This is a genomic window from Streptomyces sp. NPDC059534, assembly GCF_042743475.1.
Taxonomy (GTDB): Bacteria; Actinomycetota; Actinomycetes; order Streptomycetales; family Streptomycetaceae; genus Streptomyces.
The window spans coordinates 14,596-33,427 of the sequence record NZ_JBHWAQ010000019.1; the positions used below are offsets into that span (position 1 = coordinate 14,596).

Consider the following 18,832-nt stretch of genomic DNA (forward strand, 5'->3'; position numbering starts at 1 on the left):
GCCTTACAGTTCGCAGTAGAGTGTCGGAACTTGGACATCCTTCGATGAAAGTGTCCAGCTCCGGTGGGTCCGGGGCTGCCCGACATCGCCGGAACGGGGGCCCGCGCATGCCGACGCACTCGGTCAGCGCCCATCACGTACGGGCCGTGCTCCTGGGCGCGGAGCGGCGCGGGGTGGCCGTGCGGTCCCTGCTCGCACGGGCCGGACTCCCGCCCGCGCTCGTCGACGAACCCCGCGCGCGCGTGTCGGCCGAACAGTTCGGCCGGCTCCTCAGGATGCTGTGGGCCACCCTGGACGACGAGTTGATCGGCTTCGGCGGGGCGCCCAGCAAGGTCGGCACGTTCGCGATGATGGCCCACGTCGCGGTGCACGGCAGCCGGGACCTGCGCGAGGCGCTGCGGCGCTGCCAGACGTTCTACTCCCTCTTCCCCGCCGGGCCGCGCTTCCGGCTGACGGAGCCCGGAGCGGGCGGCGTCGGCGAACCCGACGAGGCCCGCATGGAGTTCGACGTCTCCGCGTACGACGACCCGCTCCACTTCGGCGCGGAGTCCACCGTGCTCGTCGCGGACCGGTTCGCAGGCTGGCTCATCCGGCGGCGGATCGGTCTGCGGCGGGTCGAGTTCGTCCACCCCGCGCCCCGCCATGCCCGCGAGTACGCCCTCCTGTTCGGCGCGCCGTGCGTCTTCGGCGCCGGCCGCACCGCCGTCGTCTTCGACCGGGCGGACCTCGACGAACCCGTCCTGCGCGACGCCGCGGCGCTCGAGACGTTCCTGCGCCGCGCCCCGGTCGACGTGCTCGTCCGCGCCGACCACGGCAGTACGGCGACGGGCAGGGTGCGGCATCTGATCGGACGGGCCCTGCCCGCCGGGCCGGTGCCGACGCCCGAACAGCTCGCCGAACGGCTGGCCGTCAGCCCGCAGACCCTGCGCCGTCAGCTGGCCGCCGAGGGGACGACGTACCAGCGGCTCCGCGACCAGGTGCGGCGGGACCACGCCATCGCCGAACTGGCCGGCGGCCGGGTCTCCATCGAGCGGCTCTCGCGGCAGCTCGGGTTCTCCGAACCCAGCGCGTTCCACCGGGCGTTCCGGCGCTGGACGGGCGAGACGCCCCGTGCGTACCGGGTCCGGCCCCGGGCGGCGGCGGACGTCGACGGTCACGGCCGGCAGGTCGACGGTACGTACGGTCGACAGGCCGGCGATGCCCACGGCCCGCAGGCCGACGCGGCCCGGTCGCGGGGTCAACAACCCTGAGCGGTACGGTCACAGCCGCCGCCCGCTACCGGGCCTACCGTCCCGCCATGACCGAAATCGACCGGTCCGGCGCCGTGCGGGCCCCGGATCCCCTCCGCCTCCGGTGAACCCGCGCCGGGCGGCCGGCGCCGTCCTCGGGACCGCGGTCCTGCTCTGCCTTGTCGCCGGCGTGGCCGTGACGGCCCTCGGCGTCCGGGTCGAGGGCACCAGCATGTCCCCCACGCTCCACCAGGGTGACCGGATCCTCGTCGCTCCCGGATCGGCGGGCGAGGCCCACCGGTTCGACGTGGTGCTGCTGCGGGCCACCGGGAAGGACGCCCTGCTGGTCAAACGGGTGATCGGCCTGCCCGGCGACCGTGTCGCCGTCGTCTCCACGCCCGAGGAGCCCTTCCAGGTCCTCCTCCAGGAGGGCGGACGGGGTCCGGTGTACCGGGTGGTGGCGCCGCAGTGGACCGCGCAGGCCCGCCGGACCGGCGCCTGCTGCGCGCCGGACGGCACCCGGTCGACGCGGCCCGGGCTGCGGACCGTGCCCGACGGCGCGTTCTTCTACCTGGGTGACAACCCCGACCTGTCGGACGACTCGCGGGCCTACGGCTGGGGCGACCTCGGCCGTGTCGAGGGCAGGGTCGGGCTGCGCGCCTTCCCCGTCGGCTCGGCGCGGGAGATCGGCAATCGGCCGGTCCTGGAGGAGTACCGGGGGCCGAGCCCGTAGGGGTGAGGGGGCGTCTCGCCGGTCAGGCCGGGCTTGCGGCGTGATCGACGGGACAGTACCTAGGGGATCTTCTCGCGGCCGGTGCTCAGGGCGACCCGGACCACGGTGTCCGCGATGCGGCGGGCCGACTCCTCCGGGGAGGGGCCGGCCTGGACGATGTGACTGGCGGTCAGCCGGACCGCCGCGTCCACGGCCAGTTCGCGTGCCACCGGGTCGACGGTCGGCCATGCCTCGGTGACGTAGGCGTCGGCCATCGCCGTCGCCGTGGCGAACGCCGCCGCCGAGCGCGTCGTCAGGTAGGAGAGGAGCCCGTCCTCGCCGGTGCTGGTCAGCATCGCCTTGATCAGCGGATTGCGGCCGGCCAGCGTGAGCGTGAAGCCGACGGCCGCCTCGACGGCCGCGCGCAGGTCGTCCCGGTGCGCGTCCAGACCCTCCTGGATGCCGACCAGGCAGCGCTCCAGCTCGCGCCGGAAGAGGGCCTCGCCGACCGCCTCCTTGGACGGGAACTCGGAGTACAGCGTCTGACGGCTGACGCCGACCGCGCCGGCCAGGTGCGCCATGCGCAGCTTGTCGAAGCCGCGGTCCGCGACCGCCTCGTACGCGGCGTCCAGCAGCCGCTCGCGCAGCAGTGTCCGGACCGTCTCCCTGAACCGTGGCATCGGCCAAGCCTAGTCCAGCGGAATTCTTCCCAGGATTGTCCGAAGTGTTGACACTCCTTCTAAGAGTGTCCAATTCTCGAACAGGCAGCCGCAGAGTGTCATTCGTCTCCGACCATCCGGCCGCGGGACGCACGGCTGCGCTCACCTCCCCACCGCGCCTGGTGCGGGACGACGGTTGGAGATCACATGCAGAACGAGACCAGAGGCGTCACCCGCTGGCGCAGATCGACGTTCCTGGCCCTGCCCGCGACCGTGGCCGTCGCCGCGATGGCCACGGCGATGGTCCAGGGCGCGCTCGCCGCGAACCTCTCGCTGACGAGCGTCCCCTTCACCCTCAGCTCGAAGACCGTCGCCGCGCCCCAGGGCATCGGCGCGGTCATGCACACCATCGACGCCGGCGGGGCCAAGGGCGCCGCCGAGGTCGGCATCGCCAAGGCGGGGCTCGACGGCATCTGCGTCCACGCCGTCCAGTCCGTCAACCTCCCGGTCATCGGCAGCCTCGGCACCTGGTCGCTCAACATCTCCTCACCCGCCGCGGCGACCCCGCTCACCAGCGACCAGCTCGTCGCCGGTGCCGGACTCCAGGCCAACAAGCTCGTCCTGGACGCCCAGTCGCTGAAGGCGGCCACGGCCACGCTCAACGCGAGCGACACCACCCCGAACGTCATCGGCGCCGCCGCCGACGGCTCCGGGATCAAGGGCACCGGCATCAACGACGGCACCCCGGGCCAGTTCGGCCTGGACGCCACCGGCGGCCGCACGGACATCAAGAACCTCGACGCCGACGCCAACGGCGCCACGATCTCCGGCGCGATCACCCTGCCCGACCTCGCCATCGGCATCGCCCACGGCGACAAGGGCTGCTGACCCGCACCCGCTCCACCGCCCTCACGGGCCGGGCCCCCGCGCAACCCGTACCCGCGCGGGGCCCCGGCTCTCCCCCCCCGACCCATCGCTGTGAGGCATCCATGACCACCGATCCGCCGCCCGAGCCGCCCGAGCCGACCGAGGGGCCCGCCCGGGGCCGACCGCACCGCGCGCGCAGCGCGTTCCGCCGCTGGCGCCGCAACCGGCCCTTCTGGGCGGCGCTGTGGACCGGGACCGGCGGCTTCGTCATCTTCTTCCTGCCGATGGCCCCGCTCGGCAAGATCCTCCAGGTCGGCGTCGGCGGGATCGCCGGCATGGCCGGAGGCGTCGTCCTGATGGCGATGGCCCTGCTCATCCTGCTGATGCCCGGCCAGCGCCACACCGCCGGCGTCATCGCGGTCATCGCCGGGGTCGCCTCCTTCCCCCTGTCCAACCTCGGCGGTTTTTACTCGGAAGGGGGTAGGAAACTCTGAGACGGACGCGACGAAGCCCCGGGTTCCGGCCGGGGCTTCGTCATTCCGGGGGGGGCAGTGTCAGCGGAAGTCGCCGTAGAGGTGCCGATACGCGTCCATGAGCTGGGCCAGGGCGACGGCCAGGTCGCCCGGCGGGGCGGCGAGGGTGGCCGCGTGGTCGGCGCAGGCGTACACCCCCCAGTCGGTGTCAAGGTCGAGTGCGACGAGTGTCGTCGGGGCGCCGTCAGCGGAGGCAGTGGCGCCGCAGGTGCGGCATCGGGTGTCGGTCATCGTGCTCCGCGCGTTGGTGGCCAGGTGTCTACCCTGCGCCGTTCATGATCGAACTTTTTACCAGGAAGGGTAAAGACGATGCCGTGTTGATCATCAGACGTTGGTCTGATGCCCACAGAACAGCCAGCCTGGGTCCTCACGCGCCGCCAGGCGATCGGTGCCCGCATCCGGGCCGCCCGCGAGCACGCGAACCTCTCCCAGCTCGCTCTCGCGGACCGTTGCGGCGTCGACCACAAGACCGTCCACCGCATCGAGTACGGGCAGTCGGACCCCGGTCTCGGGCTGCTCATCCAGATCGCCCATGCTGTGGGTGTTCCGCTGGCCGAACTGGTGCGGTAACAGCGGCCGAGCCACGGCCCGCATCGCACGGCACCGCGTCGCGGAACAGTGTGGTGTCTTGGAGGTCGACCGGCGTGATGCCGCTCAGCTCGCGGACGAGGTGCTCGGCGAGCAGGAGCCGGGAGTCCACCCACTGTGAGCGAGCTCCGGCGGCCGGCTCGTCGAAGTGGAAGACCGCGCGCGGAACCGTACGACGGCCGACCCAGCTCCGGCCAGGGACGTGCAAGGTGCCCTCGACGGCGATCAGCGGCGCCTCACGGACGAAACCGGCGGCGTAGCGCTGCCCGCGTAGCCTCGGGCACCACCGCGCAGCGAGGGGCGCGTGAGCAAGGCAGACGGGTGCTTCTGTCGTCGGGCCTTCAGGCCACGAGGGGAGCTGTGGATCGGTCTCCGTGCCTGTCGGCTGCGGGATGATCCACAGGACCCCGTGCGCGGTCATTGTGGCCGGCCCCATGCCTACCTGGCACAGCAGTCGTCGTGGGTCCTCCATCGCGGCGCGCTGCCGCAGGGGGTGGATGTCGGCATACAGCGGGGCGCCGGTCTCGGGCCCGGTGACGCGCGGCCAGAGGATGCCCTCGGCGTCCCAGTCGGAGGGGCGTGGATCGGCGTACCGGATGCCGTCCGGCGTCATCTGAAGAGGGCCACGGGCGATTCGTTGGTCGGCGCGGAGCACGACCCGTGGCACCGGGCGCGTCCCGGCCGGACAGGCCGCGGTCGTAGAGGCTGGTGTGGTCACGTGCGTGGCCCCCGGACGCGCTCGGTGACGAGGTCGCTTGCTGCGAACTCCCTGTACCTCCGGTGGTCCTTCCTGCCGCTGTGGTCCATCGCCCAGAGGTCGCACTCGGACTGTGACGCCTCGACAGGGGACCGGTCGTCGCAGTCGAGGCACTGGACGTACCGCATCGGGCCCTGGCGCTCCGGGTCGGGCTTGACGCGCCACAGCATGTGGCGCAGGGTCCTCGTCACCTGGGCTCTCCCGTCGCGGCGGAACCCTCGGTGAACACGTACAGAGGGATGTCCTGGTGCCTCCAGGCGCAGCCGCTGTGAGCGAAGACGTGGACCGTCTCGCCGCTCTCCGTTCGGTGCGAGCGGACGCAGGTGTCGGCCCCAGGCTTGGGGCAGTAGGTGCATGCCCGGGACCGGGCGGGGTGTGTCGCCATGTCCCGGAAAGTAGGCGGGGGCAGTTGACGGCAGCGATGCCGTGTTCTCGAATGTTCTCGGGCTGCGCTTCGATGTTCTCGACTGGTCTCCCGAAGGTGAGCGAAGGTCCTGACGCGCGGGCCTGCCGGTGACCATGCTGGGGGCGACAGTTCGACCAAGGGGAGGACGAGCACATGACCCGACACCTGCGCTTCATCGGCACTGACAGCAAGAACGGCGGCTGCCCCGCCCTGCACGAGGACCTCGAAAGCGGCGAAGTCATCGTCCAGGGAAGGCCGCTCACGGACCCGGCAGACCTCGCCAGGCTCCAGCACTTCGGGCCCGATGACGCGGCGGTCGTCGTGCCGCGCGAGTTGCTCGTCAATCACGCCCCGAAGGAGATGGAGCACGTGCCGAAGCTGATCAGCCCGGAAGAGTTCGGGCAGCTGTTCCACAACTTCAAGCACTCCGCCTGGCACCTGGAGACCCGCCGCCGCTACGCCTCCGACGAGCAGGACGAGGACTACGCCGTCTTCCTGCGAACCGGCGAGGCACCCATGGACCTCGACAGCGACTGGTGTCGCAACATTGCGGCGCAGACCGCCGCCGGCAAGTACGTCGGCCGGGTCCGCGTCGTCGACACCCCGCCGACCGACGGCCAGCGTTTCCTCCTGAGCTACGCCCGCTCCAACGCGGCTACCGGCGAGGACGCACGGAACATGTGGCGGGACGACGCCGACCGCGCCCACTTGCCCGCCGAGGACTTCTGGATCTTCGACAGCCGCCTCGTCGCGGTACTCCGCTTCGACGAGCAGGACGAATGGCACGACGTCGAGGTCATCACCGAGCCTGCCGCAGTGCTCCGGTACGTCCAAGTGCGGGACGCAGCCGTCGCGGCCTCCGCGCCCCACGACGTGTTCGCGGCGCAGCTCGGCGCAGAGTAGGCCAGCCGCCGGTGAGTACGGACTACCAGCAGTCGCGCGAGGCCCTCGGCATTCGTCTTCGGGAGCTGCGCCTCACGGCTGCTGGTGGCCGTCTCACCGGACCGCAGCTTGCAACACTCCTGGGCTGGCCGCACTCGAAGGTCTACAAGCTGGAGGGCGGCAGACAGACCGCGCGCGCCGAGGACCTGACGGCTTGGGCTGCCGCTGTGGGGCACCCTGAGGTTGCCGAGGAACTCCAGACCCGCCTGCGGGGGTTCGAGTCGCACATCCGGTCCTGGCGCCGCCAGCTCGCCTCCGGTCATCGTCCCGTCCAGGACACGTGGAACGCGGCCGTTGAGCAGGCCCGGACGATCCACGTGTGGGAGGAGTCGGTGATTCCCGGCATGCTCCAGACGGCGGACTACGCGAGGCACGTCTTCCTTCGGTATGCCGAGCTTCAGGGCACCAGGCCGGACACCGAGGAGGCCGTGCGGTCCCGGATACGGCGCCAGGACTGGCTATACCGAGGTGGCCATCGGCTGCACGCGCTGGTGTGGGAGGCTGCGCTGCACACCCAGGTCTGTCCCCCTCTGGTTCTTGCGGGCCAGCTGGACCGGCTTGCGGGGGCGGTCGGCATGGACACGGTCGAGCTGGCGGTGATTCCGCTCGGTGCGCCGCTGAAGATCCCTCCGGCGAGCGGGTTTTGGATCCTCGACGAGCGCCTGGTGATCACGGAGGACTGGCACTCGGAGTCCTGGCTCGACGACGGCGATACGGTGTCGATGTACCTGAAGGTGTGGCGGGCGTTGCGTCAGGCGGCGGTGGCCGGCGCGGAGGCCCAGGCTGTGATCAGCCGGGCGCAACGGCTGCTGTCGGCCCGCTGAGACCGAGCGGGACAGGGGCCCCTCTCTGGCTGCTGCGGAGAGGGGCCCTGCGCGTCAGGAGCTGAGCACGGCCGCAGCGAGGACTGTGGCGGCGGCGACCGCCTTGGCCGACAGGCCGAGCGTGCGCGCCTGCTCCTTCGCGAAGCGGCTGGCGATCACCTGCACGACCACGGCGCCAGCGAAGATGGCCCACGCCTTCTGCTTCTTCGACATCAAAATCACCTCCTCTCGGGCAAGTTGGAGGAGAGTGTGACAGGTGGGTCTGACAACAGTCCCGAAAACGGCGAAACCGCCCCCTCCGCCCGAAGGCAGAGGGGGCGGCATTGGGCTCAGACCGTGCGTGCAGCCCAGTACGCGTCTCGGGCCGCGTCGTACTCCTCCTGCGCGGCCATGGCCTCCTTATGGGCGTCGATCTGCTCCCGTGTCAGCACGGGAACAGCGCCCGCCGTAAGCGGCGCAACAGGACCCATGACGCGGTGCAGGGTGTCGTACGCCGCAGTCAGCCGCTTCAGCGTGGACAGGTAAGCGGATTCGAGCTCTTCGAACGTGGATGACATGGGGCCTCCTTCATCCCCGCCACTGTGGCGGAGCGCGGGCGAGGGTACATCGGCTGCGCAGATTCCGCCCGCACGACAAAACCGCCCCCTCCCGCGTACGAAGCGCAAGAAGGGGCGTTGGTCATCGGCCGATCAGTGGGGCGTCCTCCGGTGCAGGCTCGGGGGGCTCCACACCCGCATCCCTCATCGCGGTCTTCAGCGCGAGAACGTACCGGCGCAGCGCGGCGATCACCCGCCCGTCACGCTCACGCCCGGCCTCCAGGTCGGAAATCCGGGCCTCCTGGTCGCGTACCTTCTCCCCTTGCTGGGCCACGACCGCAGCAATGCCCGCAATCGTCGTCAGATCCGGGCGAGGCTCGGCCTCGACCTCCTCGCCCGGCTGCCGAGTGCGGGGCCGCCCAATCCAGGCCACCGCCACTGCTGATACCCCGCCGACCAGGATCGACAGGGCCCCCGTCACAGCCTCACTCTGCATGCTTCGCCCCTCTCGTGCAGGGGGCGACGGACCTCAGCTTGGCCACCTCCCGATGCAGCAGAACCAGCCTCCGTGTCGCTGCCGCCAGAACCGCGAGCAGCCCCGGGACCGCGGCCCAGGTCACACCGCTGTACCAGCCCTGCGGGAACTCGCCAAGGAGCCTCGCACCTGTGTAAGCCACCGCCCAGATTGCTGGCATCGCCGCGGCACATACCCATCCCCACCAGTCCTTCGCGGACCGCAGCACCGACGCGCCGCAGGACGCCACGCCGGTCACGATCCAAACCCATCCCCATACGGAGAGGGGAGCGATCGACACGAGCGCCGATGCTCCCCTCGCCGTCCCGAACCGCGGGTCGGCCAGCAGGCCGGACCCGTAGTTGATCCATGCGATGCCGCAGATCAGCAGCGCGGCTCCGCGGTACCCGAGTCGGCGGCCGGCCTGCCGCGCCAGGCCGGTCATCACACGCCCTTGGCGAGCGATGCGCTGTTGGTGACGGACCGCCAGCGGGCAACGAGGCCCTTCACGAGTGAGAGGCTCGCGGCGGCGCCCGCCAGGCCGGCGGCCTCCCACATGCTCAGGTCGAAGGGCTTAGTCACGACGACGGCGCCGAGGCCGGCCTGGAGGCCCGTGGACACGACGCGCTCGGCGAGGTCCCGGAGGTAGGTCTTGCCGGTCTTGAGGACGGTCTCGGCGGAGGGCAGGTCGAGCGAGTGAGGTGCGGACATGGTCACTTCTCCTTCTGGGCGTTCAGCAGGGTGAGGATCTGGTCGACCTTCGCGGTGAGCGCCCGGACCCCGGCGAGGGTCTGGACGACGTAGCCGTAGAAGTCGGGGATGCGCATCCCGGCCTTCTTGCTCTCCGCGTCAGCGATGGCGTTGCGGTACGTGAGGAGGCGCAGTGCGATGCGGTCGACGTCGGAGTCGGACAGGGCCATGGCGGGGTCCTCCTTGGGAGGCGTCGTGCCGCCCTTCGCGGCGGCGAGGATGCGGGCGAACGGCAGGGCGCCGGGGTCGCCGTGGTCGTTCTCCGGGACGTGCTGGTGGCCGCACCAGCCCTTGAAGGCGGTCCACTCCCAGTTGCTCATCCGGACGCGGCTGTCTCCGTAGCTGCCCGGGTACGCCAGCCACTCGGACCGGCCGGTGAGCGGGATGCCGTGCTGCTCGTTCAGCCAGCGCATGAGGGCGGCCACGTCGCGGATCGCCCAGTCGGGCGGGTCGGGCCAGTAGATGTGCTCGATGCCCTGGCGCGTCCACTTCGCGTGGGTGGCCGGGTCGCAGGTGCCGACCAGTTCCCACTGGAACACGTTCGCCGTGTTCGTTTGGACGCCGCCAGGCTCGTTGACGAGGGCGCGGGCGGACTCGTCGACGTCGAAGTGCTGGTGGTGGACAAGCCGCTTGGCCTTGAAGTCGGGCACCGAGGTGACGGTGGGGGCACTGGCGCCGCCCTGGTAGTCGTAGAGGGTCGGGCCCTCGGTGGTGTGGATGACGCCGCAGTTGACCTCCATGTCGGAGCCGCTGTACCTGCCGGTGCCGAAGAAGAGGTCGAGGACGGCGCCCGGGATTCGCTGCGGGCCGGTCCGGGCCATTGGGGCCTCCAGAGACGAAGAAAGCCCCGGCCAGCGGCGCGGGGCATGCGAGGTGGTGCGGGTGCCTACGGGGCGACGGAGAGGTCCGTTCGCGACGTCCGCGAGCACGAGATGGAGAACAGCGGGCCGCCGACCAGCGCGGCGAGAGCCTCACCGAAGTCACGGATGGCGTCCTCCACGCCCGGTTCCCTGGAGATGTCGGGGTCCCCCGGCAGGCTCACGATGATGGCCGCCGGCCCGTTGGGGGTCCCGACGTGGAGCTGGTACGCGGAGCCGCTGAGGTCGGGGGTGGGGAAGGTGGGCATGCCGAACGCCTCCTAGGCGTACTGGTAGGTGAGCGAGAAGGACAGATAGTCGCCGGTGGCCCAGGTGAAGGGCCTGACCGAGTTCCATCCGGCGGTGACGCCGCCGCTGGCCGTCGCGGGGCTGATGCAGGTGACGATGGACGCCCCGGACGCGACCTGGACCACGCCCGGGTAGAGCGCGGCGCCCGGGTCGGACGCGAGCGAGGAGCCCATCCAGCCCATCTGGGCGGAGGCCAGTGTGGCGGCCGTGAAGGGCAGGCTGAATTGCCAGATGCCTCCGCCGGGGGTCGTGCTGGAGCCGAAGACGAGTGAGCAACGGACGTGGCAGGTGCCGCCGTTCAGGCTGCGCTCGGCGACGAGGGACCCGTTTCCGACGCTAGGGGCAGCGCCGGACGACACCGACCACACCGGCGTATACGCCGTCCAGATGCCGGAGATGTCGTTGAGCTTGCTGGCGAGAATTCGGCCGCCGGCAAGCCAGGTGGCAAAGGGCACTGGGCCTCCTTACAGGGCGGTGATGGCGGGTTGGGCGAGACGGATGTCGGCGCCGGCCGCGTGAGATTTGATGACGCCGTTGACGGACCGGGCGGAGATCGTCCAGGTCTGTGGGCTGGAGGCGCCGCTGATCGCTGACACGGTCATCACCTCGCCGCCGACTACAGCGTTGAAGGGGAACTCACCCCCAGCTGTGGGCCACAGGGGACCTGCGGTCACCGCGACGGACAGAGACGTCGCCGTCGAGGAGATCCCGGCGGCGAGCTGCGAGCCGTCCGTGTCCGCACGGCCCAGGACCGCATCGTCGAGGACGCCGACCGTCCACGGGCCCGCTGGGACACACGTGAGGCTCGCGACCCACGTGCGGATGCCAAGGGTCTCGGTGATGCCTTGGACGGTCACGTCGATCGGGCCCGGCGGCAGCCACGGCGGGGTGTTGATGATCTGGACGCGGTCGCCGAGCTCCAGTGCCAGGAAGGCCGGGATGAGCTCCGGCCGCTTGTGGAGCAGGATCTGCACGGTCGGGACGCGGGACTCGTCCCACGTGCCGACGTGCAGCAGCCACTCGGCGATCGGCTGCGGCTGGGTATCGGAGGCGAGGGACAAGTCGACCGAGTCGTCATACAGGCCGATCCCGGCCGGCGGCGCCAGCACCGACATCGGGCCGGTTTCCTGCACCGCCCTGCCCGAGGAGCCGGAAATGCGGTTGACCGAGATGTCGTTGCGGGCGGCCTGGTCGTCGTCGACCGGTTCCATCGGCGGTGCGACCTGCCCGGTGGAGTAGTCCAGCACCAGTGCCGGCGTCCGGTTGTACCGCGTCGTCCGGGCCCGGTAGACGAGGGCGGACGACTGGCGGTCCTCGGCGAGGATGCCGAGGTCGCTGGCGGCGCACTGCTGGAGCAGGCTGAGGAGCGTGTCCGGCCGCTGGGTGCCCATCGGGGCGGTCCCGGACGGGTAGCCGTCGGGGAAGCGGACGTTGACGGTGCCGGACTCCTCCGTGGACAGCCGACGCAGACGGTCGGCCGCCGTCTCGCCGATGAATCCGCGGTCGGCGTCCGCGTACGCCAGGGTCGTGGACTGGGCGGGGAAGACGGTGATGTGGCCGACCCTGATGTCGGGGAGACCGGGCCCGAAGACCGTGTCGATCTGGGAGATCGAGCCGACCGTCCCCGCGATGCTGCCGGTGGTGCCCGACGTGAGCCCGTTGACCTTCGCCCAGCCGAGCCGGTACGCGATGTTCCCGCCCGACTGCTCCGCCCGAAATTCCAGCCGGATCCACCCCTCGAAGAGGTCCGCGCTGGTGACGATGGCGCTGTTCAGGAGCAGCGCATCGGCAGCGTCGTACCCGAGGATGTGGGTGCCGGTCGCGCCCATGGTGATCCGCCACCGCCGGATGGTGCCGGTGGAGGTCCACGAGAGCATCTCTTGCTCGGCCACGGGCGCAGCGCCGTCGACCCGGTAGGGCATGCAGACTTCCCACACCCCCGATGCGGAGGCGGGCACGCGTCCGCGCATCGTGCCGCCCGGCTCGATCGCAGGCAGCGCTGAGGAGCCGCCAAGGGTGTCGTCCTGGCCGAAGTCCCAGCTGGTGACCGTGAGCGGCTGGACGCCGGGGAGCGGGGAGTACGCCTGGGTCGCGCCCTGGCTGTCCTCGCACGGCCAGTACGCCAGCGGTGCGCGGGACGGCAGGCGGCGCCGCAGGGTGGAATCGAGGGCCTTCTTGCCCTGGCCGAGGCGCCGGAGCGTGCCGGAGCCTTCGATCGGCGTCCACACGTCCTTGCCGGAGGGGGCCCAGCGCGGCGGCCAGGCCGACACCTCGCCGACGAAGCGGTACGCCCGGTCGGTGACTTCGGAGGTGCCGATGAGGCTCCAGGGCCGGCCTGCGGTGTCCGTGAAGCCGGTCGTGCCCGGGGCCAGCGCGCGGAAGTCGGGGGATGCGACGACGGTGCCGCCGATGCCGGACCGCAGTTCGCCCCGGTAGACGCGGCCCGTGAAGCCGTTGGTGAAGCCGCCGGTCTTCAGCGAGGTCGTGGAGTTGAAGATGCTCGTCGGCGATGCGCCGACCACCGTGCCCAGGCTGGTCCACGGCCCCGCGAGCGACGGCGCGGAGAAGAACTCGACGGTGTACCCGCCGCTACCGTTGTTCACATCCAGCGTCGCGCGCACCGCCGTACGCCGGGGCAGGGACGCCGCGACGCTCTCCGTCAGGGCCGTGGTGCCGTCGGCCGACCACAGGAACCAGATCCGGCCCTGGTCGACCTGGATGCGGTAGGACTGCTGGCCGGCCACCCCCCACTTCCCGAAGAGGGTGTAGAGGGCGCCGTTCCAGTTGTCGGCTTCCGCCTCGACGCGGATGTCGAGGTCGCCGGTGATGTCGAGGGACGCGTGGTCGGGAGTCTCGGCGCCGGAGGCGGTGACGCCGATGAGGCTGAGGTACGACTCGCCGCCGGGGACGGACACCCGCAGCGGCGAGTTGCGGCCGATCTGTCCGTAGTAGGGGGACAGAGGGTTGCGCGGCGTGTACTTGCCGTCGCGGTTGTTGAGGGTGACCGAGCAGCGGGACGGGTCGGCGACCCAGGCCCCGTCCGGCTGCCCGCGGGTGATGGTGATCGGGTCGCGGAGGTAAGCGTCGGAGGTGACGTTCGTCCACACCCCTCCCACCTGGAGATCGACTCGTGTGCCGAGGGGTGTGTCCGGGAACGTCATCGCCTGCTACCTCCTTTGTCCGAGGACGACTTGCACGTCGCCGCCGCCGCGCTTCACTGCCTGCCGGAGTTCCTGCACGAGGTAGTCGCCCCGAGGCGTCCCGCTGCTCTTGAACTCGATGACGATCGGCGCGCCCATACGCCCGTACGGGACCGGGCCCGCCATCGCAGCCGCGCCCGACTGAGCTGCGGTCGACGGGGGCGTGACCAGCGACGCCATCGACGCATCGACCGCCGAGCGGCCCGCGTTGATGCCCCGGACCAGGCCGGCCGGAATGAACTGGCCCAGCGCCGCCATCACCCGCGACGGCGACCGGATGCCGAGGGCCCGCTTGATCGCGGTCTGCATGCCCTTGGCGATGACGAGCATCTGCCGCTCGATCGCGGACTGCTGCGCCTGGAGGCCCTTGACGAGCCCCTTCGCCGCCTGGATGCCCGCGCCGTACATCGCATCGCCGGCCGTGTTCCCGGCCTGTGTGGCGGCAGCGACGAGTTTGGCCTGCGTCGTGTTGATCTGGCTGATCTCGCCCTTCGACGCCGCGGCGAGGGCTGCCGCCGCAGCTGCGCCCTGCTCGACGCCGGCCTGCGCGATCTGCGCGATCAGGTCAGCACGCACTCCCTTCTTCCGGAGGGTCGCGAGCTGCGCCGCGAACCGCTGGGCCTTCTGCAACTGGACGTTCAGGTTCGCCCAGATTGACGTCGCCGTCGTCCCGCCCGCGTCCTGCGACTGCGTGATGTTCGCGGCGTCGAGGACACCTTGGCGGACCGACGAGGCCAGCTCGTTGCGGGCCTTGATCTGGTCCTGGAGCCGTTTGTTGGCCGCCTTCAGCTTGGCGGCCACGGCCACCTCAAGAGTGGCGAAGCGCATGAGCTGCGCGGTGTCCTGGCTGATGCGGGTGAGCGCGGCCGAGCGGCGCTTGCCCGGCTTCATGCTGTCCCGGACGATGTCGGCCAGCCGAAGCGCCGCAGCCTGGACCTGCTTCGCACTGCCGGTGAGACCCACGACGAGACCGCGCGCAATCCACTGCCCCTGCGCCTTGGTCACCTTCGACGGGCTGGAGATCCCGAGGGCCTTCGCGATCGGGCCAGGGATCACGGACCGGGCGAAGGACATCACCTTGTCCTTGATCCAGCCGCCCATCGACTCGATGCCGGCGGCCAGGCCGCGCACCACATCCCTTCCCTTGTCGATCAGGAGCGTCTTGAGGCTGCCGACGGCCGCACCGATCCGGCCCGGGAGGCCGCGCAGCCAGATGACCATCTCGGCCATCCGGCGAACGGCTGCGTCCTTGGCGCGGCCGAAGAAGTCGCTGATCATTCCGGGCAGCCGCCCGAGGGCCTTGACCCCGTTGATGATCATCTGAACCTGGGACTGGATCTTGTTCCAGATCCAGTCCCAGATCTTCGCAGTGAAGGCTTTGATCTTGTCCCAGTTCGCGATGATCAAGATGGCCAGGCCGACCACCGCAGCGATGATCCAGCCGATCGGGCCCATCGCGATCAGCCACTGCGCAGCCATCGTCGCCGCCCACACGATCGCGCGGGCTGCCATGAGCGCGAACTGGCTCACTGCGATCGCGGCCGTGCGGATGATCTGCGCTGCGAAAACGGCCATCGAGGACAGCGCCGAGCCCATCCACGCCGCGGCAGTAGTCGCCGCAGCCGCGACCGCACGGGCAGCCATGAGCGTGAACTGCGCTGTAGCCGTCACCGCCGTACGGACCGCCTGCACGACGAACGTAGCCAGCGACCGCAGCGCGGCACCCGCCCACGCCGCCGCCGTGCGCGCCGCAGACGCCACTGCCGCCGCGGCGATCCGGACGTACGCCATCACACCGACGGCCATCAGCCGAGTCCAGCCAGCGATCACCCGCCACGCGGACGTCGCCATCAGGGCGTTGGCCACGGCCACCACCCGCGCGCCACCCGCGTACCCGATCATCGCGACCTTCACCGCGAGGAGCACGGCAGCGATCCGCGTGAGGACCGGGGTCGGTGTGTTGTTGATGACGGTCGCCATCACGTTCGCGATCTGGGTGAGCGCGCCCATGATCGGGGCCGCCGCCACCAGCAGGGTGCCGAGAGCCTTCGCCAAGTTGGCGATGACGCCGCCGCCCTGCTTCGCCAGGCCCAGGAACTCCGCGAAACCTGCTGAGTCCTTCAGGCCCGTGCCCCAGGCCGCGAACGACGCAGTCATCGACGCGAGGCCGCCCGTGACGGACACGGAGGAGGGCAGGAACGCCTGCATCAGGCCGGCGAAACCCTTCCCCAGGTTCGCGATCGACTTGAGGAAGTTGGTCAGGGCAGGCCCGGACGCGGCAGCCATGTCGGCCGCCCACGCCTTGAACTTGGCTGACTTCACGCCGACGGCGACCCGGTCGAGCATGTCGCCCAGCGCCTTCGCCGCCGCCTTCACGAACGGCGTGAGGGTCGGCAGCAGGGAGCGGAGCAAGTTCAGGCCGCGGGTGAAGACCGGCATCGTCGTCGAGGACAGAGACGCCGACCACTCCTCGTGCGCCGCCTTCAGCTTCGCCTGGGCCAGCGCCGCTTCCCGCGTCGCCTTCGGGACCCCGGCCGTCTGCCGCTGGTAGGCCAGCTCCGCGTCCTTCGTCGCCAGGCGGGCCGTCGTGTATGCCTTCGCAGCCTTCGTCGCCAGGTCGGAGCCCTGGGCCTTCAACTTGGCCGCGAGCTGGCCCTTTCGCGCCTCGTTCTCCTGCGCCTGAGCCAGCTTGTCGGCCGCTGCTGCCGACTCCTCCATCAGCCCCAACTGGGGCTTCACCGCCAGCTGGAAGCCGGCCACGGCGAGCCCGGCGGCGGTGGCGCCCGCCGCGAGCCCCGCGACCGCCGTGGTGAGCGCGGCCACGGCGGGCAGTCCGACGCCGACCGACGCGGCGGCCGGACCGATCTTCCTTAGGGCCGCGACCGCCACCCCGGAGTAGTGCCGGATTCCGTCTGCCAGGCCGCGGCCGGCGGCCTCCCCTTCGGTGACGAAACGCCCGTGAAGGTCGCGGAGCTGTCCGTCCGCATCGACGGTCAGACCGCGCAGCCGCAGCCGGGCGGCCGCGAGGCCGGCACGCCAGCCGGAGTCATCGGCGCGCAGGATGCCGACCAGCTCGCCAACGGTGAGCGCCATGGGCTATCGCACCCCCTTCGGTGTCTTGGGTTCCGGCGGTGCGAAGTGGCGCTGGAGTCGGCACTCGGCGGACAGAAGGCCGAGGATGCGGACGCGGAGCCACCGCCAGGAGCGCTGCTGGAGCAGCCCGGGTGTGGACAGGTCGAGGCCGTAGATCTCGTGGAGGTCGGCCTCGATGAGCGCCCACTGCTCCAGCAGGTCGCTCCAGGTCAGGTCTGGGTGGCCTTGCGGGCGCGGCTTGTAGCCCGCGGGGTGCTCGTACCACTCCGCGAGGCCGGTGACGGGGTCGATTTCGCCGCACGGGATGAGGCCCGGCGCTGCTCTCGGTTCGCCGGGCCCTGCGGAGAAGGGGCGCCATCCGAGTTCCAGAAGGATTCGGCGGCGTCGAGCCCCTGGCTGATCCAGACGACGGCAGTCAGGGCGACGTGCCGGAAGCGGGGCCAGTCGAGGTGCTCGCGGAGCTCGGCATACGTGTCGCCGAGCGCGGCCTCGTACAGGTTGAGCTCGGCGAGGTCGTCGAGGGCGGCCTCGTCCGGTGTCGCTTCGGGGTCGGAGGCCAGGCGGAGGCCGGTCTCCATCAGCTTCTCGACCTTCAGGCCGTCCTCGGCGGACGGGCCTGGGATGTGGAAGGTCCGCACCTCGCCGTCGAGGCAGCGCACGGGCAGGTCGAGGGAGTCGCCGAGGAACTCCTCCAGGACCTTGAAGCCGCCGGCCATCAGGGCGTCACCGGGTTCGTGATCGGGGTCAGGGCGCCGTTGCCCTTCAGGGTGACCTTGACCTGGCCGAGGGCCTTGTAGTCGCCGCCCTGCGGCTCCCACTCGACGAGCACGGTGCCCTTGTACGCCTCCGGCAGGCCGTTGCGGTCGTAGAAGCGGATGCCGATCTTGCTGGCGCTGCCGTAGCCGAAGGAAGCCAGGCGGAGCGCCTCGTGCACGGCCGAGAAGACGGTGGAGTCCGCGGACGCCTTGCGGTTGAAGGTGGCCTCGACCTGCCACGCCTGGGCCGTCTTCACCGACTCCTCCCAGCCGTCGGAGTCGTACGTCGTGGAGTCCTCGAAGTTCGGCGGCCACGTGGGCTGGAACTCGGTGATGGCCGGGCAGAGCTGGTAGTCCGGGCTGACGTCGGTGCCCATGTTGACGTCCATGCGCCAGTCCCGGGCGAGCTGGTCTTCGGTCGGCGTCGACATGACGCTCCTCCTCAGGTGTTCAGGTAAGGGGCGGGCCGGGTGGCGCGCACGTAGTAGTTGGCGGTGAGCTCCTGGCGGCCGTGCTCGTCCTGGCCGAGGAGGGCCTGCGACTGGCGCCAGATCAGGGCAACCCGCGTCTCGCCGAGCAGCAGGCGCCCTCGGTTGTGCAGGGCTGCGAACAGGCCGTCGGCGAGGTCCGCGACGACCAGCGGATCGGGGCCCGCGCGGCACCAGACCTGCATGCCGGTGACGACGCTGGTCAGGTCGGTGTCCTCGACCGAGTAGGGGGTGAGCCAGAGGATGCGGTCCGGGGCCTCGGGCCGGGTGCCGTATCCGATGGCGGTGATGTCCTCGTCGGGGCCGTAGACGCCGCCGGGGCGGTAGGCCCCGAGGCCGGCGTCGGCGAGCAGGCTGGCGAGGCCGTCGAGGAGGTCGCGGGTGTAGGTCACGGGCGCCTCCGGGCATGCGTGAGGGCCCGCACGAAGGCGGGCTTCAGGGGTGGGGGTCAGCCGCGGAGCCAGGCCCGCAGCGGGACGGCCATGAGGCGGAGCATCGTCTCGTGCTCCGAGTTCATGGGGTCTTCGAGGTATTTTGCTTTCCGGCCCGGCAGGTGCTTCCACGTCAGCTCTTCGTGCTGGCGCTTCGCGTAGGGGGTGTCGTAGGTGATCGCGCCGGTCAGGTCGACGACGGTGACCTTCCCGGAGTTCATCAGGGGGCCCTCGTCGAGGGGGACCTGCTGCTGGGACACCCCGAGGGTGTGTTCCAGCGCCCTCTCCAGCCCTTGCGAGGCCAGGCGCCGCCCGCGGTTGGTCCACAGGCGGGACCCGGTCCAGTCCATGCGCGCGTACTGAGCCATGGGTGCCGTACCTC

The 18,832-nt window shown here is 71.0% G+C and carries 23 protein-coding genes; 7 read left to right on the forward strand and 16 right to left on the reverse strand.

Annotated elements, in window-relative coordinates; all coding sequences use genetic code 11:
• Window positions 1–107: 107 nt before the first annotated feature.
• Window positions 108–1,250 carry an AraC family transcriptional regulator gene (locus ACFVZH_RS22290; protein ID WP_384899479.1) on the forward strand — a complete coding sequence of 381 codons (1,143 nt, stop codon included), beginning with the start codon at window positions 108–110 and terminating at the stop codon, window positions 1,248–1,250.
• A gap of 103 nt (window positions 1,251–1,353) precedes the next feature.
• Window positions 1,354–1,962 carry a signal peptidase I gene (lepB, locus tag ACFVZH_RS22295; protein ID WP_384899481.1) on the forward strand — a complete coding sequence of 203 codons (609 nt, stop codon included), beginning with the start codon at window positions 1,354–1,356 and terminating at the stop codon, window positions 1,960–1,962.
• A gap of 59 nt (window positions 1,963–2,021) precedes the next feature.
• Here lepB and ACFVZH_RS22300 read toward each other — a convergent pair whose 3' ends face one another.
• Entirely contained in the window at window positions 2,022–2,621 is a 600-nt protein-coding gene (locus ACFVZH_RS22300; RefSeq protein WP_384899483.1) for a TetR family transcriptional regulator, read from the reverse strand.
• Window positions 2,622–2,807: 186 nt separating this feature from the next.
• Between ACFVZH_RS22300 and ACFVZH_RS22305 the strand changes: the two genes are divergently transcribed.
• Window positions 2,808–3,488 (forward strand): DUF6230 family protein, encoded by a 681-nt coding sequence (locus ACFVZH_RS22305; protein WP_384899484.1) that lies wholly within the window; start codon window positions 2,808–2,810, stop codon window positions 3,486–3,488.
• Between the two features lie 101 nt (window positions 3,489–3,589).
• Window positions 3,590–3,961, forward strand: a complete 372-nt coding sequence (locus tag ACFVZH_RS22310; protein ID WP_384899485.1) for a DUF6114 domain-containing protein — start codon at window positions 3,590–3,592, stop codon at window positions 3,959–3,961.
• Between the two features lie 60 nt (window positions 3,962–4,021).
• Here the strand turns inward: ACFVZH_RS22310 and ACFVZH_RS22315 are convergent, their stop codons facing one another.
• Window positions 4,022–4,231, reverse strand: coding sequence for a hypothetical protein (locus ACFVZH_RS22315; protein ID WP_384899487.1), 210 nt, complete (start codon window positions 4,229–4,231; stop codon window positions 4,022–4,024).
• 108 nt (window positions 4,232–4,339) lie between these two features.
• On the opposite strand from ACFVZH_RS22315, the gene ACFVZH_RS22320 reads away from it, so the two are divergent.
• Window positions 4,340–4,570 carry a helix-turn-helix domain-containing protein gene (locus tag ACFVZH_RS22320; protein WP_384899489.1) on the forward strand — a complete coding sequence of 77 codons (231 nt, stop codon included), beginning with the start codon at window positions 4,340–4,342 and terminating at the stop codon, window positions 4,568–4,570.
• Between the two features lie 732 nt (window positions 4,571–5,302).
• Here ACFVZH_RS22320 and ACFVZH_RS22325 read toward each other — a convergent pair.
• A complete protein-coding gene (locus ACFVZH_RS22325) occupies window positions 5,303–5,536 on the reverse strand; it encodes a hypothetical protein (protein ID WP_384899491.1) in 234 nt (77 codons plus the stop codon).
• Between the two features lie 368 nt (window positions 5,537–5,904).
• Here ACFVZH_RS22325 and ACFVZH_RS22330 point away from each other — a divergent pair, with 368 nt between their 5' ends.
• Window positions 5,905–6,654, forward strand: coding sequence for a DUF6879 family protein (locus tag ACFVZH_RS22330; RefSeq protein ID WP_384899493.1), 750 nt, complete (start codon window positions 5,905–5,907; stop codon window positions 6,652–6,654).
• 11 nt (window positions 6,655–6,665) lie between these two features.
• The gene (locus ACFVZH_RS22335; RefSeq protein ID WP_384899495.1) at window positions 6,666–7,517 is read left to right on the forward strand and encodes a helix-turn-helix domain-containing protein; all 852 of its coding nucleotides are present in this window, start codon (window positions 6,666–6,668) and stop codon (window positions 7,515–7,517) included.
• A 54-nt stretch (window positions 7,518–7,571) separates the two neighbouring features.
• On the opposite strand, the gene ACFVZH_RS22340 is transcribed toward ACFVZH_RS22335, so the two are convergent.
• From ACFVZH_RS22340 to ACFVZH_RS22400, 13 genes are all read right to left on the reverse strand, one after another.
• Window positions 7,572–7,730, reverse strand: coding sequence for a hypothetical protein (locus ACFVZH_RS22340; protein WP_384899497.1), 159 nt, complete (start codon window positions 7,728–7,730; stop codon window positions 7,572–7,574).
• 116 nt (window positions 7,731–7,846) lie between these two features.
• A complete protein-coding gene (locus ACFVZH_RS22345; protein ID WP_384899498.1) occupies window positions 7,847–8,074 on the reverse strand; it encodes a hypothetical protein in 228 nt (75 codons plus the stop codon).
• A gap of 121 nt (window positions 8,075–8,195) precedes the next feature.
• Complete coding sequence (locus ACFVZH_RS22350; RefSeq protein ID WP_384899500.1) at window positions 8,196–8,549, reverse strand: hypothetical protein; 354 nt, start codon at window positions 8,547–8,549, stop codon at window positions 8,196–8,198.
• 462 nt (window positions 8,550–9,011) lie between these two features.
• Entirely contained in the window at window positions 9,012–9,278 is a 267-nt protein-coding gene (locus tag ACFVZH_RS22355; protein WP_384899502.1) for a hypothetical protein, read from the reverse strand.
• Window positions 9,279–9,280: 2 nt separating this feature from the next.
• Window positions 9,281–10,138: an N-acetylmuramoyl-L-alanine amidase gene (locus tag ACFVZH_RS22360; protein ID WP_384899504.1), complete on the reverse strand. Its 858-nt coding sequence runs from the start codon at window positions 10,136–10,138 to the stop codon at window positions 9,281–9,283.
• Window positions 10,139–10,203: 65 nt separating this feature from the next.
• Complete coding sequence (locus ACFVZH_RS22365) at window positions 10,204–10,443, reverse strand: hypothetical protein (RefSeq protein ID WP_384899506.1); 240 nt, start codon at window positions 10,441–10,443, stop codon at window positions 10,204–10,206.
• Between the two features lie 12 nt (window positions 10,444–10,455).
• A complete protein-coding gene (locus ACFVZH_RS22370) occupies window positions 10,456–10,938 on the reverse strand; it encodes a hypothetical protein (RefSeq protein WP_384899507.1) in 483 nt (160 codons plus the stop codon).
• A gap of 9 nt (window positions 10,939–10,947) precedes the next feature.
• A complete protein-coding gene (locus tag ACFVZH_RS22375) occupies window positions 10,948–13,644 on the reverse strand; it encodes a hypothetical protein (protein ID WP_384899509.1) in 2,697 nt (898 codons plus the stop codon).
• A gap of 6 nt (window positions 13,645–13,650) precedes the next feature.
• Entirely contained in the window at window positions 13,651–16,776 is a 3,126-nt protein-coding gene (locus tag ACFVZH_RS22380; RefSeq protein WP_384899511.1) for a hypothetical protein, read from the reverse strand.
• A 209-nt stretch (window positions 16,777–16,985) separates the two neighbouring features.
• Window positions 16,986–17,492: a hypothetical protein gene (locus ACFVZH_RS22385; protein ID WP_384899513.1), complete on the reverse strand. Its 507-nt coding sequence runs from the start codon at window positions 17,490–17,492 to the stop codon at window positions 16,986–16,988.
• A complete protein-coding gene (locus ACFVZH_RS22390) occupies window positions 17,492–17,962 on the reverse strand; it encodes a phage tail tube protein (RefSeq protein WP_384899515.1) in 471 nt (156 codons plus the stop codon). Before ACFVZH_RS22390 ends, ACFVZH_RS22385 begins: the two co-directional genes overlap by 1 nt.
• Before the next feature lie 11 nt (window positions 17,963–17,973).
• Entirely contained in the window at window positions 17,974–18,411 is a 438-nt protein-coding gene (locus ACFVZH_RS22395) for a minor capsid protein (protein WP_384899517.1), read from the reverse strand.
• Window positions 18,412–18,467: 56 nt separating this feature from the next.
• Window positions 18,468–18,818: a minor capsid protein gene (locus ACFVZH_RS22400; protein ID WP_384899518.1), complete on the reverse strand. Its 351-nt coding sequence runs from the start codon at window positions 18,816–18,818 to the stop codon at window positions 18,468–18,470.
• Window positions 18,819–18,832: the final 14 nt, after the last annotated feature.